The following is a 14,339-nucleotide window of genomic DNA, read 5'->3' on the forward strand; positions in this document are numbered from 1 at the left end:
CAGGCCACAAAGCGTGACGGCCGTGAGACCAGGAGTCCTGGAGGCATGAGATCAGCGTCACATGTGCCGATATGTCCGGCATCTGGAGTGCGGCCAAAGGCCGCACGTCAACGAGCCCCGCACACGCTGACCGGCCTGAACGGCCCGGGGTGGTGGCGGGAAGCCATGGAGCAGCCCCGAGGGGCGCCGGTCCGCCCCGGCCGGATGCCCCGCGTGCAGTCGAAAGCCCGGCTCGTAGCCGGAACTCCGGACATCCGGAATCCATGGAGCCTGCAGGTCGGGACGGGAACATCGGGAGCCCGGCAGGTCGGCCCGGACCGGCCGGGATCCCGCAGGTCAGGCCGGATCGCCCGTCGCGATACGCAGCTCGAAGTGGGCGCCACGCTCCGCCACTGCCGTCCCCGACGTCGGGAACTGGTCGATGACCTGGTCCTCGGCGTAGGTGTTGCCCTCGACCTTGACGACCTTGACCGTCCAACCGGCGGCTGCAGCACAGGACTTCGCGGAGATGATGTCCTTGTAGATGAAGTTCGGGGCCTGGACCTTCGCCGGGTCGTCGGTGTCCTCCGTGGCGTCGGTGCAGTCCTCGGTGTCCATCGTCCGGTTGCGCTCCGGCGGCTTGTGCTCGCCGGCCGCCGCGGACTCGCTGGAGCCGGGGTCACCGCCCTTGCCGTTCTCCGCGTCGCCGTCCATGTTGAGGAAGGCGATCAGTCCGCCGACCGCGACGAGGGCTACCACGATCGCGCCCACGACGACCGGCATGTTCCGGCCGGACCCGCCGCCCTGGCCCGTCGAGGTCTGCGGCGACATCGTGTACGGAGGCGGGGTCCCGTGCCCCAGGTGGGCGGGTGCACCGTACTGCTGGGGCGCCGCCTGCGGGTAGCCGTAGCCCGGCGTGGGAGCGGGGGTCGGCGGGCCGTAGGGGCCGGGCTGGTGCTGCTGCGGGTGGGGCTGCGGCTGGTACGGCGTCTGCACGCTGTGCTGCGCCGGCGTGGCCTGGCCGACGGGCGGGAAGACCGCCGAGCCGACTCCCGAGCCGCTGTTCGCCGGACCGCTGCCGCCGACGATCGCCGGGGCGCCGCCGGGGGCGCCCGCGCTGAGCAGGCGGGCGATCTCGTCCTGCATGGCCGCGGCACTGGGGAAGCGTTCGTTCGGGTTCTTCTTCAGCGCACGGGCGACCAGGGCGTCCATCGCGGGCGTGACCGACCGGTTGATGCTCGACGGTGCGCCCGGCTCCTCCTGGACATGCGCGTACGCGATGGCGAGCGGGGAGTCCGCGTCGAACGGCAGGCGCCCCGTCAGCAGTTGGAAGAGCATGATGCCGACCGAGTACAGGTCGGAGCGGGCGTCGACGCCGCGGCCGAGTGCCTGCTCGGGGGAGAGGTACTGCGGGGTGCCGACGACCATGCCGGTCTGGGTCATCGAGGTGACGCCCGACTGCATGGCCCGGGCGATGCCGAAGTCCATGACCTTGACCACGCCGCGCTTGGTCATCATCACGTTGCCGGGCTTGATGTCGCGGTGGACCAGGCCCATCTCGTGGCTGGTCTCCAGGGCGGCCAGCACGTCGGCCGTCACCTTGAGCGCCTTGTCGGCCGGCATCGCGCCGAACTGCCGGATGTCCGCCTGGAGTACGGAGCCGAGCGGCTGCCCCTCGACGTACTCCATGACGATGTACGGCATCAGGGCGCCGCCGAGCTCGTCCTCGCCCGTGTCGAACACCGAGACGATGTTGGTGTGCTGGAGCTTGGCGACCGCCTGCGCCTCGCGCCTGAAACGCTCGCGGAAGGACTGCTCACGGCCCAGCTCGGTGTGCAGGGTCTTGATGGCGACCTGGCGGTCCAGGGCTGAGTCGTACGCGAGGTAGACGGACGCCATCCCGCCTTCGCCGAGCAGGTCGCGGAGCTGGTAGCGGCCGCCGGCCACGGAACCGCCCGCGTACCGCCCCTGTGCGCCGTCGTGGCTCATGACTTGCATCCCCCTCGGCGCCCGGCGGACGCGTGATCCCTATTACGCGCCAAGTCTGCCCGAGGGGTACGACACGTCAAGCCGGGTGCCCGTTCCGTGACCCTACGCACAAGAAGCGTCTCGGAAGCGTTACAGGATGAACATGGAATTTGCGCAGGCGGCGCGCCAGCCGATTGGATGGCCCGTCACTCTCGAAACCGGTGGGGCCCGACAGAGGCTGTAGCGTGACGTGGCGATGCAGCAAGGCACCGTGAGAACCCGCGGACGCGCGGACAGATACGACGGCGAGGACTGATGGCACCCGAATCCGAAGCAAACGGCGGCGGAGTTTCGGATGGCACCGACTCCTGGGGTGTCGGCGGTGTGGTCGGAGACGGCCGCTACCGCATGACGCACCGGCTCGGCCGCGGCGGCATGGCCGAGGTCTACGCAGCGGAGGACGTCCGTCTGGGGCGGACGGTCGCGGTGAAACTGCTGCGCTCCGATCTCGCGGAGGACCCCGTCTCGAAGGCGCGTTTCACGCGTGAGGCGCAGTCGGTCGCGGGGCTCAACCACCATGCGATCGTCGCGGTGTACGACTCCGGCGAGGACGTCGTGGGCGGCTCGACCGTGCCCTACATCGTGATGGAGCTGGTCGAGGGCAACACCATCCGCGACCTGCTGCTGGAGGCCGAGGCGCCGCCGCCCGAGCAGGCGCTGATCATCGTCTCCGGCGTGCTGGAGGCTCTGGCGTACTCCCACCAGCACGGCATCGTGCACCGTGACATCAAGCCGGCGAACGTGATCATCACGCACTCCGGCGCGGTCAAGGTGATGGACTTCGGCATCGCCCGCGCGCTGCACGGCGTGCAGTCGACGATGACGCAGACCGGCATGGTCATGGGCACCCCGCAGTACCTCTCCCCGGAGCAGGCGCTCGGCAAGGCGGTCGACCACCGTTCCGACCTGTACGCCACCGGTTGCCTGCTGTACGAACTGCTCGCCCTGCGGCCCCCGTTCACCGGTGAGACGCCGCTCTCCGTCGTGTACCAGCACGTCCAGGACATGCCGCTCCCGCCCTCCGAGGCCGCCGGAGCGGTCCCGCCGGAGCTGGACGGCCTCGTCATGCGCTCCCTGGCCAAGGACCCGGACGACCGGTTCCAGAGTGCCGAGGAGATGCGCGGCCTCGTCCAGTACAGCCTGCAGATGCTGCAGGTCCAGGGCGGGCACACCGGCACGTGGAACACCGGCCCGGTCACCGTGCACGACGGTGGTCACACGGCGCCGATGAACATCGGCGGCGGCACCGCCGCGATGGGTCACCCCATGCACGGGGAGACCTCGCAGGGTCCGATCCTGCCGCCCATGAACCCGGACGACGGGGCGTACGCCGGCGGGCACCACAACGGTGGCGGCCGCAACAAGATGTGGCTCTTCGTCCTGCTCGCCCTCATCGCGATCGGGGCGGGCGTCGCCTTCGCCGTCCAGGCGGCGAACGACAACAACAAGAGCAAGAAGACCCCGTCCAGCCCCTCCACCTCGGTCTCCCCGAGCGAGTCGCCGAAGTCACCCGATCCCACGGACGAGGAGACGGAGGAGTCGGAGGAACCCGACAGCTCCACGGGCGGTCAGACGTGGCCCACCAGGGAGCCGACGTTCACGCCGTCGGACGATCCGACCGAGCCGACCCAGAAGCCGACCGAGACGCCCACGTCGTCCGACCCCGGCACGACGGACGGCGGCACCACGACGGACGGCGGCACCACGGCGGACGGCGGCACGACCGACGGCGGCACCGACGAGGGCGGTACCGGAGAGACCACCAGTGGGACCACGGACGGCACCACGGCCGGAGGGACCCCCGCGGGGACCTCGGCGGGCGCCGCAGCGGGTACGACGACGGGTACCACCGCCGGCTGACGGGCGCCTGGCCTCACCCGGTGAAGGCCTCGCCTACCGCTTCGTACTCACGCGTCCACCACACCGCCAGGGCCGACACCGCAGGGAATTGCGGGTCGGCCCTGCGGTCGTGGAGGCGGTAGCGCCAGCGCAGTATCCAGAAGTCGTTGAGCCGCTCCCACCAGACCCGGTGCACCGCGGCCGTCATCTCGGCAGCTCCGGCGCCGGCCGCGCGCCGGTAGGCGCGGGCGTACGCCCGCACCTTCTCCAGTGCCAGTTCCCCGTCCGGCCGGACGAAGAAGATGGCCGCCGCCCTCACCGCCTCCTCCGCACGGGGCTGTACGCCCAGCCGGTCCCAGTCCACGATCGCGACGGGGTCGGCGCCCCGGTAGAGCAGGTTCAGGGGATGGAAGTCACCGTGCACCCAGCCCCGCGCGGAACCGGCGGGCGTGGGCGGCCTGCGGTGCGCGTGCTGTTCCAGCAGGGCGCGGCGCTCGACGAGCCGGTGCACGGCGAGCTCGTCGAAGGCGTCCCGGGGGCCCAGGCCCCCGGCGGCCGACAGCAACTCGTCGATCAGCGCGAACGTGTCGGCGGGATGGGGACTCTGTCCCCGTACGGGAGGCGGCTGGTCGTCCCCCATGACCTGTTCGAGCCCGGTGTGTACGGCGCCGAGCAGCGCTCCGAGCCGCCGCGACTGAGCGGTCGTCAGCTGGGCGCCGTCGCGGTGGAGGCCGTCCACCCAGTGGTGCAGGGCATAGCGCTGCCCCTCGATGACGGTGACGGTGTCACCGTGCGTGTCCGCCAGGGGCGGCGCTACAGGCACACCGAGCGAGTGCAACTGCTGGGTCGCCCGGTGCTGTCTCACGATCGTGTCGTGATCACCGCTGGCGTCGTCGAGATGGTGCTTGTCGAGGTGGTGCTTGAGGAAGTACGAGCCCCGGGTGGTGGACACGCGGTAACCGTGGTTGAGCAGGCCCTTGGTCAGGGGTTCGCAGGCGAGGGGTTCGCCGGCGGCGGGGTAGCGGCGCAGCACCTCGCCGACCGGAGGAACAGGTGGAAGGGTCACAGATGAGCGCAGCACTCGCCACATGTTAGGTGACGCTGTGTGGCTGGATTTACGGACTTGCGCTGTAGCTCAGAGTGTGCATCCGTGCGAGCTGCGGATCGATGCGGAGGTACACGGGATCGAAGCGCTCGCCGTTCACCTCCGACGGGCCGGGCCCGAAGAGTTCACGCTGGTCGAGGGCGGGCCGGACGATCTCGGCGGGGCCGGTGAACTGCACCGACCAGCGGTCTTCCCCCGAGGACGCCGGGGCGTCGAGGTTGTCCGCCCCGTAGGCCACGACGCTGCCGTCGCAGGACTCGTGGAAGCCGAGCCCCCTGTGCATCCGCAGGACGACGCGGCCCTCGACCACCAGGTGCCGGGCCACGGCCAGGAACGGCAGGGCACGCATGCTCATGGCGATCCGGCCATGGCGCACGCCGGCCAGCAGCTCGATGGCGCGGGACCTGCCGTGGGTGAAGCCGGAGACGGGGGCGGGGCCGGACTCGCGACCGGGCGAACCGCAGGGACCGAAAGCCGGACCGGAAGCGGAACCGGTGGCGGAAGCCGGACCGGAGCCCGGCGCGGTGGCACGAGGGCTGGAGAAAAGCATGCGCTCCACTCTCCGCCACGCCGCAGACGCGGCGTAAGGGTCCGCGGCCCCCCGTGGTCCGGGACGAAGGTCCTGGCCCTGCCCCGCGTTCAGCGCCTCTCGGCCTGGAGCCTCGCCACGTAGGCCGCGGCCTGCGACCGCCGCTCCATGCCCAGTTTGGCGAGCAGGCTGGAGACGTAGTTCTTGATGGTCTTCTCGGCGAGGTGCAGCCGCTCGCCGATCACCCGGTTCGTGAGGCCCTCGCCGATGAGGTCGAGGATCTTGCGCTCCTGCTCGGTCAGACCGGCGAGCCGGTCGTCCTTGCCGTTCTTCCCCTCGCGCAGGCGCTCCAGTACGCGGGCGGTGGCCACGGGGTCGAGCAGGGACTTCCCGGCCGCCACGTCCCGGACGGCGCTGAGCAGCTCGTTGCCGCGGATGGCCTTCAGGACGTACCCCGAGGCACCCGCCATGATCGCGTCGAAGAGTGCCTCGTCGTCGGCGTACGAGGTGAGCATCAGGCACTTGATGCGGTCGTCCGCCGAGCGGACCTCGCGGCAGACCTCCACACCGCTTCCGTCGGGCAGCCGTACGTCCAGGACGGCCACGTCGGGACGCGTCGCCGTGATCCGGGCGAGCGCGTCCGCCGCCGTGCCGGCCTCGCCGACGACCTCGATGTCCCCCTCGGCGGAAAGCAGCTCGTGGACGCCGCGCCTCACCACTTCGTGATCATCGAGCAGGAATACCGTGATTTTTCCTTCTTCGCGCACATTCGAAGTCTCACACACTCCTTTGTTGTCCGCCCTTCCCTGGCACTAGCGGCGCGGGATAACGTGCCGTTGTTCCGGCCGCCTGCCAGGCTGTTGCCAGTGCTGTGACCAGCAAGACTTCGCGGTTTTTGCGATTTACTTGGAAATCCAAGCAAAATCGCAGGTCACAAGGTGTTTCGCAGTTGTGCGGTGCACTGGGTAACGTGCTTATGACAGGACGCTCGCCGGGGCACCTGTCACGCCTGTTCCCGGCCAGCGGCACCCACCCCGTGCACGGGTCCGGACACAGGCGAGCCGCACTGGTTCCCCGGCCATCCCGGGGGCCGGACCGACGGAGGAGCACGCACGTGACCGTGGAGAGCACTGCCGCGCGCAAACCGCGACGCAGCAGCAAGCGGACCAGCGCCGCGAAGACGCCACAGAGTTCCGAGCCCCAGCTGGTACAGCTGCTGACGCCGGAGGGTGAGCGCGTCGAGCACCCGGACTTCGAGATCGACCTGAGCCCGGACGAGCTCCGCGGCCTCTACCGGGACATGGTTCTGACCCGGCGCTTCGATGCCGAGGCCACCGCACTGCAGCGTCAGGGCGAGCTGGGCCTGTGGGCCTCGCTGCTCGGCCAGGAAGCCGCACAGATCGGCTCGGGCCGCGCCCTGCGCGACGACGACTACGTCTTCCCGACCTACCGCGAGCACGGTGTGGCGTGGTGCCGGGGCGTCGACCCGACGAATCTGCTCGGGATGTTCCGCGGCGTGAACCACGGAGGCTGGGACCCGAGCACCAACAACTTCCACCTCTACACGATCGTCATCGGCTCGCAGACGCTGCACGCCACCGGCTATGCCATGGGCGTCGCCAAGGACGGTGCGGACTCGGCCGTGGTCGCGTACTTCGGTGACGGTGCCTCCAGCCAGGGCGACGTCGCGGAGGCCTTCACCTTCTCCGCCGTCTACAACGCCCCCGTCGTGTTCTTCTGCCAGAACAACCAGTGGGCGATCTCCGAGCCGACCGAGAAGCAGATGCGAGTGCCGCTGTACCAGCGCGCGCAGGGATTCGGCTTCCCGGGTGTCCGGGTCGACGGCAACGACGTACTGGCGTGCCTGGCCGTCACCAGGTCGGCGCTGGAGCGCGCCCGCCGGGGCGAGGGGCCCACCCTCGTCGAGGCGTTCACCTACCGGATGGGCGCCCACACCACCTCGGACGACCCGACCAAGTACCGGGCGGACGAGGAGCGGGCGGCGTGGGAGGCCAAGGACCCGATCCTGCGGCTGCGTACGTACCTGGAGAAGCAGGACCTCGCCGACGCGGCGTTCTTCGCCGCGCTGGAGGAGGAGAGCGAGACCCTCGGCAAGCGGGTGCGTGAAGCGGTGCGGGCCATGCCCGACCCCGACCGGCTGGCGATCTTCGACCACGCGTACGCCGACGGCAACCCGCTCGTCGACGAGGAGCGCGCCCAGTTCGCCGCCTACCAGGCATCGTTCGCCGAGGAGGGCAACTAGTCATGGCAGCCCAGAAGTTGTCCATCGCGAAGGCGCTCAACGAGTCGCTGCGCAAGGCCCTCGAGACCGACCCCAAGGTCCTCATCATGGGTGAGGACGTCGGCAAGCTCGGCGGGGTCTTCCGCATCACGGACGGTCTCCAGAAGGACTTCGGCGAGGACCGTGTCATCGACACCCCGCTCGCCGAGTCCGGCATCGTGGGCACGGCGATCGGTCTGGCCCTGCGCGGCTACCGCCCGATCGTCGAGATCCAGTTCGACGGCTTCGTCTTCCCCGCGTACGACCAGATCGTCACGCAGCTCGCCAAGATGCACGCCCGTGCGCTCGGCAAGATCAAGATGCCGGTCGTCATCCGTATCCCGTACGGCGGCGGCATCGGTGCCGTCGAGCACCACAGCGAGTCGCCCGAGGCGCTGTTCGCGCACGTGGCGGGCCTGAAGGTCGTCTCGCCGTCCAACGCGAGCGACGCCTACTGGATGATGCAGCAGGCCGTCCAGAGCGACGATCCGATCATCTTCTTCGAGCCGAAGCGCCGGTACTGGGACAAGGGCGATCTCGACACCGAGTCCATCCCCCTCCCCCTCCACAAGGCCGTCGTGGCACGTGAGGGCTCCGACCTCACGCTCGCCGCGTACGGCCCGATGGTGAAGGTCTGCCTGGAGGCCGCGGCCGCGGCGCAGGAGGAGGGCAAGTCCCTCGAGGTGCTGGACCTGCGGTCGATGTCCCCGATCGACTTCGACGCCGTACAGACGTCGGTCGAGAAGACGGGCCGGCTCGTCGTGGTCCACGAGGCGCCGGTGTTCTACGGCTCGGGCGCGGAGATCGCCGCCCGGATCACGGAGCGCTGCTTCTACCACCTCGAAGCACCGGTGCTGAGGGTCGGCGGCTACCACGCCCCCTACCCGCCGGCCAGGCTCGAGGACGAGTACCTGCCGGGGCTCGACCGGGTGCTCGACGCCGTCGACCGCTCGCTGGCGTACTGAGGAGAGGGATCGTGACGACGATGACCGATACGTCTGCTCGTTTCCGCGAGTTCAAGATGCCGGACGTGGGCGAAGGACTGACCGAGGCGGAGATCCTCAAGTGGTTCGTCCAGCCCGGCGACACCGTCTCCGACGGCCAGGTCGTGTGCGAGGTGGAGACCGCCAAGGCGGCGGTGGAGCTGCCGATCCCCTTCGACGGGGTGGTGCACGAGCTCCGCTTCCCCGAGGGCACGACCGTGGACGTCGGCCAGGTGATCATCGCGGTGGACGTGGCGCCCGGCAGCGGTGACGCCCCGGCTCCCGCGGAGACCGTTCAGCAGCCCGTGGCCCCGGCGGAACCGGAAGCCGAACCGGATGCCCCCAAGGGGCGGCAGCCGGTGCTGGTCGGCTACGGAGTGGCCGAGTCCTCCACGAAGCGCCGCGCCCGCAAGGGCGTGGAGATCCCCGGCCCGGCCGCAGCCGCGATCCAGGCCGAGATGAACGGCCATGCCGCAGCGGTCCCGGAGGCCCGACCGCTCGCCAAACCGCCGGTGCGCAAGCTGGCGAAGGACCTGGGCATCGACCTGGCCACGGTCACCCCGACCGGCGAGGGCGGGATCATCACCCGCGAGGACGTCCACGCGGCGGCCGCCCCGGCCCCCGCCGAGGTCCCCACGCAGCCGGTGGCGGCGCCCGTCGCCCCCGCACCGGTCGCCGTGCCCGCGGACACGGCCGGCCGTGAGACCCGTATCCCGGTCAAGGGTGTGCGCAAGGCCATCGCGCAGGCCATGGTCGGCAGTGCCTTCACCGCGCCGCACGTCACCGAGTTCGTGACGTTCGACGTCACGCGCACGATGAAGCTCGTGGCGGAGCTCAAGGAGGACAAGGACATGGCGGGAGTGCGGGTCAACCCGCTCCTGATCATCGCCAAGGCCCTCCTGGTCGCGATCAAGCGCAACCCCGAGGTCAACGCCGCCTGGGACGAGGCCAACCAGGAGATCGTGCAGAAGCACTACGTGAACCTGGGCATCGCGGCCGCCACCCCGCGCGGCCTGATCGTGCCGAACATCAAGGACGCGCACGCCATGACGCTGCCCGAGCTAGCCGGGGCGCTGGGCGAGCTGGTCACCACGGCGCGTGAGGGGAAGACGTCTCCCGCGGCCATGGCGGGCGGCACCGTGACGATCACCAATGTGGGCGTCTTCGGCGTCGACACGGGTACGCCGATCCTGAACTCCGGCGAGTCCGCGATCCTCGCGGTCGGCGCGATCAAGCTCCAGCCCTGGGTGCACAAGGGCAAGGTGAAGCCGCGCCAGGTGACCACGCTGGCGCTGTCGTTCGACCACCGGCTGGTCGACGGCGAGCTGGGCTCCAAGGTGCTCGCGGACGTCGCGGCGATCCTGGAACAGCCGAAGCGTCTGATCACCTGGGCCTGACCGGCCACGCGAAGGGGCCCGCCGCAGGATGCGGCGGGCCCCTTCGCGCGTGTGCGGACCGGACTACTTCTTGAAGCTGTAGTCCATGAGCTTCTTCGCGTCGGACGTACGGGTCGTCGAGGACGTCGCGGTGAGGACGGTTCCGATGACCGTCTTGCCGTTGCGGGTCGCGGCGAAGACCAGGCAGTACTTGGCCGTCGGGCCGGAGCCGGTCTTCACACCGATCGTGCCGCTGTAGCTGCCCAGCAGCAGGTTGGTGTTGGTCCACGACATGTAGCGGTAGCCGCCGGACTTCGTCGTGACCTTCTGCTTCGTCGACTTCGTCTTCACGATCGCGCGGAACGTGGAGCTCTTCATCGCGGAGCTGGCGAGCTTGGTGAGGTCGCGCGGCGTCGAGTAGTTCGAGCCGTTGCCGATGCCGTCGAACGAGTCGAAGTGGCTGTTCGTCATGCCCAGCGTCTTCGCGGTGGCGTTCATCTTGCCGAGGAACGACTTCACCCGGGCGGCACGCGTGGTGCCGGAACCGAACTTGTCGGCCAGCGCGTAGGCGGCGTCGCAGCCCGACGGCAGCATCAGACCGTAGAGGAGCTGACGGACCGTTACCTTGTCGCCGACGATCAGACGAGCCGACGAGGCGGTGTTCTTGACGATGTAGTCGCTGTACGCCTTCTGGACCGTCACCTTGGAATCCAGGTTCAGGTTCTTCTGGGACAGCACCACGCGGGCGGTCATTATCTTGGTGGTGGAACCGGTGGACCGGCGGGTGTCCGCAGACTTGCTGTACAGCGTCTTCGCGGTGCCGTTGTTCATCACGAAACCGCCCTTGGCGGTGATCGTGGGCGTCGGCAGGGTCGCTGCCTGGGCTGCTGAGGCGAACGCGCTGCCCGCGAGGACGGCACCCGCGGTGAGAGCCACGGTGGCGGCAACGGTTGCGCGGTTTATGCCCTTAAGACCGATTTTCAAGTCAAACGCTCCAAATACACCTGAAATGCGGTCACGTGAGAGTGCCGCTTGGTGGTGAGACTCGCGAGGCTGCCGAATGGATGTGCTCACGTACGGGTGAGATCGATTCCGACTGCACGGATTATACGAACCGCGGGCCTTGTCCGAACCCCCCGCGGGGTGCCGGATGTGCGGCGGCCGGACACGATCGGGCCACGGAGGCCGTCCGCCTGGCGCTCGGCCGGTGGACGGGATGCCGGGAAGGGCTGCCGGGGAGGGAGGCGGGTCCGGATCGCGGACGCGTCGGCGGACGCACCCATCTTGTATCTATGCTGTGCGCATGCCAGCCTCGTCCCTCGTCCCGCCCGCCGCCCGCAAGGCGGATCCCAAGTCCCCACCCGCCGCCGAACGCGTCTACACGCACATCAAGACGGCGGTGCTCGACCGCCGCTACGAGGGCGGCACGCTCCTGACCGAGGGCGACCTCGCCGGGGCCGTCGGCGTCTCCCGGACTCCCGTCCGGGAGGCGCTGCTGCGGCTGGAGGCCGAGGGCCTGATCAAGCTCTACCCGAAGAAGGGCGCCCTCGTGCTCCCCGTCTCCGCCCAGGAGATCGCGGACGTCGTCGAGACCCGGCTGCTGGTGGAGGAGTTCGCGGCCCGCAAGGCCGTGCCGGCCTCCCCGGGCCTGATCGCCAGGCTCGAACAACTCCTGGAGCAGCAGCGGGAACTCGCGGGGGCGGGGGACCTGGCCGCCGTGTCCGTCAAGGACCGCTGCTTCCACGCCGAGATCGTCAAAAACGCGGGCAACGAGATCCTCTCGCGCCTCTACGACCAGCTCCGCGACCGGCAGTTGCGGATGGGCGTCGCCGTGATGGAGGCCCACCCCGACCGGATCGCCGCCAACATCACCGAGCACGGTGAACTGCTGGAGGCCATCAGGTCCGGTGACGCCGAAGGCGCCGCACAGGTCGTGCGCCGCCACGTCAGCCGGGTCAGGGTGCTGGTCCGGGGTGATGACCGATGAGCTCGGCCGCCCCAGCCCTGTCGCTGCCCGGAGACCCGCCGGGCGGCCGCCGTGCCGCCTGCATCTGGGGCATCGGTGTCGCCGTCTACTTCGTCGCCATCATCTTCCGCACCAGCCTCGGTGTCGCCGGGCTGGACGCCGCCGACCGGTTCGACGTCAACGCCTCGGCCCTGTCGACGTTCTCCATCCTGCAACTGCTGGTCTACGCGGGCATGCAGATACCCGTGGGGCTGATGGTCGACCGGTTCGGCACCAAGAAGGTCCTCACCCTCGGGGCGGTGCTGTTCACGCTCGGGCAGCTCGGCTTCGCGCTCTCGCCCTCGTACGGCATGGCGCTCGCCTCCCGCGCGCTGCTCGGCTGCGGCGACGCGATGACCTTCATCAGCGTGCTGCGGCTGGGCGCCCGGTGGTTCCCGGCCCGCCGCGGGCCGATGATCGGCCAGGTCGCCGCGCTCTTCGGCATGGCGGGCAACCTCGTCTCGACGCTCTTCATCGCCCGTGCCCTGCACGGCTACGGCTGGACGGCGACCTTCGTCGGCAGCGCCGCGGCGGGCGTCCTGGTACTGATGCTGCTGCTCGCCTTCCTCAAGGACCACCCCGAGGGCCACGAACCTCCGCCCGCCGAGCACGCGGGTGCCGCGTACGTGCGCAAGCAGATCGCCGCCGCCTGGCGGGAACCCGGTACCAGGCTCGGCATGTGGGTCCACTTCACCACGCAGTTCCCCGCCATGGTCTTCCTGCTGCTGTGGGGCATGCCGTTCCTCGTCGAGGCGCAGGGGCTGAGCAGGGGCACGGCGGGTGAACTGCTCACGCTGGTGGTGCTCTCCAACATGGTGGTGGGACTCGTCTACGGCCAGGTGATCGCCCGTCACCACGCCGCGCGCGCCCCACTGGCTCTCGGTACGGTCGCCATGACGGCGCTGCTCTGGGGCTCCACGATCTTCTACCCCGGTGACCGCGCGCCGATGTGGCTGCTCGTCACCCTGTGCCTGGTGCTCGGCTCGTGCGGCCCCGCGTCGATGATCGGCTTCGACTTCGGCCGGCCCGCGAACCCGCCCGAGCGTCAGGGCACCGCGTCCGGGATCGTCAACATGGGTGGATTCATCGCCTCGATGACGACACTGTTCGCGGTAGGGGTCCTGCTGGACGCGACGGGCGACGAGTACCGTGTCGCGTTCGCCTCGGTCTTCGTCCTGGAGGCACTCGGTGTCGTGCAGATCCTCCGGCTGCACGGGAGGGCGACCCACAGGGAGCGCGACCACCACGTCGTCAGCCGGGTGGAAGCCGTGCACGTACCCGCCTGACCGCCGGGCCGGTGCCCGCGCGGGCCCGGCGTTGCGCCCGCCCCGTCCGTCGCCGGCCGGGCGTCACGGGGTGACGGCGAAGTTCCGCAGGATCTCGGCTGCCAGGTCCTGGTCCCCGTCGATCTTGATCCGGTCCTCCACGGCCTGCGGACGCACCCGGCCACAGGCCAGGCGGTAGTACGTCTCCCAGTCCATCGCCAGCGTCGCGGCGGGACCGAGGGAGGGCGCACCGTCGACCGAACCCCGGCCCTCGCCGTCGACCCTGACCGTGCGCAGGAACTCCAGCGGGCCGTGCACGTCGAAGACGACGGCGGAGTTGGGCGGCGCGCCGGCGTCCTTGGCGACCACCTTCGCCAGCCCGATCAGCAGGACGTCCCTGACGAGCGGGGCGCCGGGGGAGTCGAGGTTGCCGGGCTGCCCCAGCGTCGTACGCAGGTCCTGCTCGTGCACCCATACGTCGAAGGCGCGCATGCGCAGCGCGAGTTCCAGGGTCTGCTCGGCACCGAGAGGGGCCCGCACCATGGTCTCGGGGGCGCGCGTCTCGTTGCGGAGCTGACGCATCCGGCGGATGAGCGTGTACTCCAGCTCCGAGGTCATCTCCGGAGCCGTGTGGTGGCGCCGCACGTCGACCTGCATCTCCATGTAGCGCTGCTTGTCGTTCTGCACGTGATAGAGGTCGCGCGGCAGCGTGTGGATCGGCCGGGGGTCGCCGAGCTGCTCGCATTCCATGCCGATGACGTGCGAGACGATGTCGCGGACCGACCAGCCCGGGCAGGGTGTGCGGCGGTTCCACTCTCCCTCGGCGAGCGGCTTGACCAGCTCGGATATCGACTCGACGGAGTGGGTCCAGGCGTCGGCGTAGGTCTGGAGGCTGGGATGGACGGTCACGGGACCCCTCGTGCGGTTCTGCGGTGCATGGGCTGGAGAG

General features: G+C 70.0%; 12 protein-coding genes. 6 read left to right on the forward strand and 6 right to left on the reverse strand.

Annotated elements, in window-relative coordinates; all coding sequences use genetic code 11:
- Positions 1-336: 336 nt before the first annotated feature.
- Complete coding sequence (locus tag OG206_RS17045; protein ID WP_327116914.1) at positions 337-1,968, reverse strand: protein kinase domain-containing protein; 1,632 nt, start codon at positions 1,966-1,968, stop codon at positions 337-339.
- A gap of 294 nt (positions 1,969-2,262) precedes the next feature.
- Between OG206_RS17045 and OG206_RS17050 the strand changes: the two genes are divergently transcribed.
- Positions 2,263-3,867 carry a protein kinase domain-containing protein gene (locus OG206_RS17050; protein ID WP_327116916.1) on the forward strand — a complete coding sequence of 535 codons (1,605 nt, stop codon included), beginning with the start codon at positions 2,263-2,265 and terminating at the stop codon, positions 3,865-3,867.
- A gap of 13 nt (positions 3,868-3,880) precedes the next feature.
- Here the strand turns inward: OG206_RS17050 and OG206_RS17055 are convergent, their stop codons facing one another.
- The 3 genes from OG206_RS17055 to OG206_RS17065 all read right to left on the reverse strand — a co-directional run bounded on the left by OG206_RS17055 (position 3,881) and on the right by OG206_RS17065 (position 6,247).
- Positions 3,881-4,879, reverse strand: coding sequence for a phosphotransferase (locus OG206_RS17055; protein ID WP_327122304.1), 999 nt, complete (start codon positions 4,877-4,879; stop codon positions 3,881-3,883).
- A gap of 82 nt (positions 4,880-4,961) precedes the next feature.
- Positions 4,962-5,501: a pyridoxamine 5'-phosphate oxidase family protein gene (locus tag OG206_RS17060; RefSeq protein WP_327116918.1), complete on the reverse strand. Its 540-nt coding sequence runs from the start codon at positions 5,499-5,501 to the stop codon at positions 4,962-4,964.
- 89 nt (positions 5,502-5,590) lie between these two features.
- On the reverse strand, positions 5,591-6,247 hold the full coding sequence (locus OG206_RS17065; protein WP_327116920.1) for a response regulator transcription factor: 657 nt from the start codon (positions 6,245-6,247) through the stop codon (positions 5,591-5,593).
- A gap of 347 nt (positions 6,248-6,594) precedes the next feature.
- Between OG206_RS17065 and pdhA the strand changes: the two genes are divergently transcribed.
- Genes pdhA through OG206_RS17080 form a run of 3 tightly spaced genes read left to right on the forward strand, consistent with a single transcriptional unit; the run spans position 6,595 to position 10,141 of the window.
- Positions 6,595-7,743 carry a pyruvate dehydrogenase (acetyl-transferring) E1 component subunit alpha gene (gene pdhA, locus OG206_RS17070; RefSeq protein WP_327116922.1) on the forward strand — a complete coding sequence of 383 codons (1,149 nt, stop codon included), beginning with the start codon at positions 6,595-6,597 and terminating at the stop codon, positions 7,741-7,743.
- 2 nt (positions 7,744-7,745) lie between these two features.
- The gene (locus OG206_RS17075) at positions 7,746-8,726 is read left to right on the forward strand and encodes an alpha-ketoacid dehydrogenase subunit beta (protein ID WP_327116924.1); all 981 of its coding nucleotides are present in this window, start codon (positions 7,746-7,748) and stop codon (positions 8,724-8,726) included.
- A gap of 11 nt (positions 8,727-8,737) precedes the next feature.
- Positions 8,738-10,141: a dihydrolipoamide acetyltransferase family protein gene (locus tag OG206_RS17080; RefSeq protein WP_327116926.1), complete on the forward strand. Its 1,404-nt coding sequence runs from the start codon at positions 8,738-8,740 to the stop codon at positions 10,139-10,141.
- A gap of 63 nt (positions 10,142-10,204) precedes the next feature.
- Here the strand turns inward: OG206_RS17080 and OG206_RS17085 are convergent, their stop codons facing one another.
- Positions 10,205-11,104 (reverse strand): D-alanyl-D-alanine carboxypeptidase family protein, encoded by a 900-nt coding sequence (locus OG206_RS17085; protein WP_327116928.1) that lies wholly within the window; start codon positions 11,102-11,104, stop codon positions 10,205-10,207.
- Between the two features lie 319 nt (positions 11,105-11,423).
- Between OG206_RS17085 and OG206_RS17090 the strand changes: the two genes are divergently transcribed.
- Together OG206_RS17090 and OG206_RS17095 are read left to right on the forward strand one after the other, a co-directional pair.
- The gene (locus OG206_RS17090; protein WP_327116930.1) at positions 11,424-12,107 is read left to right on the forward strand and encodes a GntR family transcriptional regulator; all 684 of its coding nucleotides are present in this window, start codon (positions 11,424-11,426) and stop codon (positions 12,105-12,107) included.
- Positions 12,104-13,411: an MFS transporter gene (locus OG206_RS17095; protein WP_327116932.1), complete on the forward strand. Its 1,308-nt coding sequence runs from the start codon at positions 12,104-12,106 to the stop codon at positions 13,409-13,411. Before OG206_RS17090 ends, OG206_RS17095 begins: the two co-directional genes overlap by 4 nt.
- 63 nt (positions 13,412-13,474) lie before the next feature.
- Here OG206_RS17095 and OG206_RS17100 read toward each other — a convergent pair whose 3' ends face one another.
- Entirely contained in the window at positions 13,475-14,299 is an 825-nt protein-coding gene (locus tag OG206_RS17100) for a maleylpyruvate isomerase family mycothiol-dependent enzyme (RefSeq protein WP_327116934.1), read from the reverse strand.
- Between the last annotated feature and the right edge of the window lie 40 nt (positions 14,300-14,339).

Source organism: Streptomyces sp. NBC_01341 (assembly GCF_035946055.1).
GTDB lineage: Bacteria > Actinomycetota > Actinomycetes > Streptomycetales > Streptomycetaceae > Streptomyces.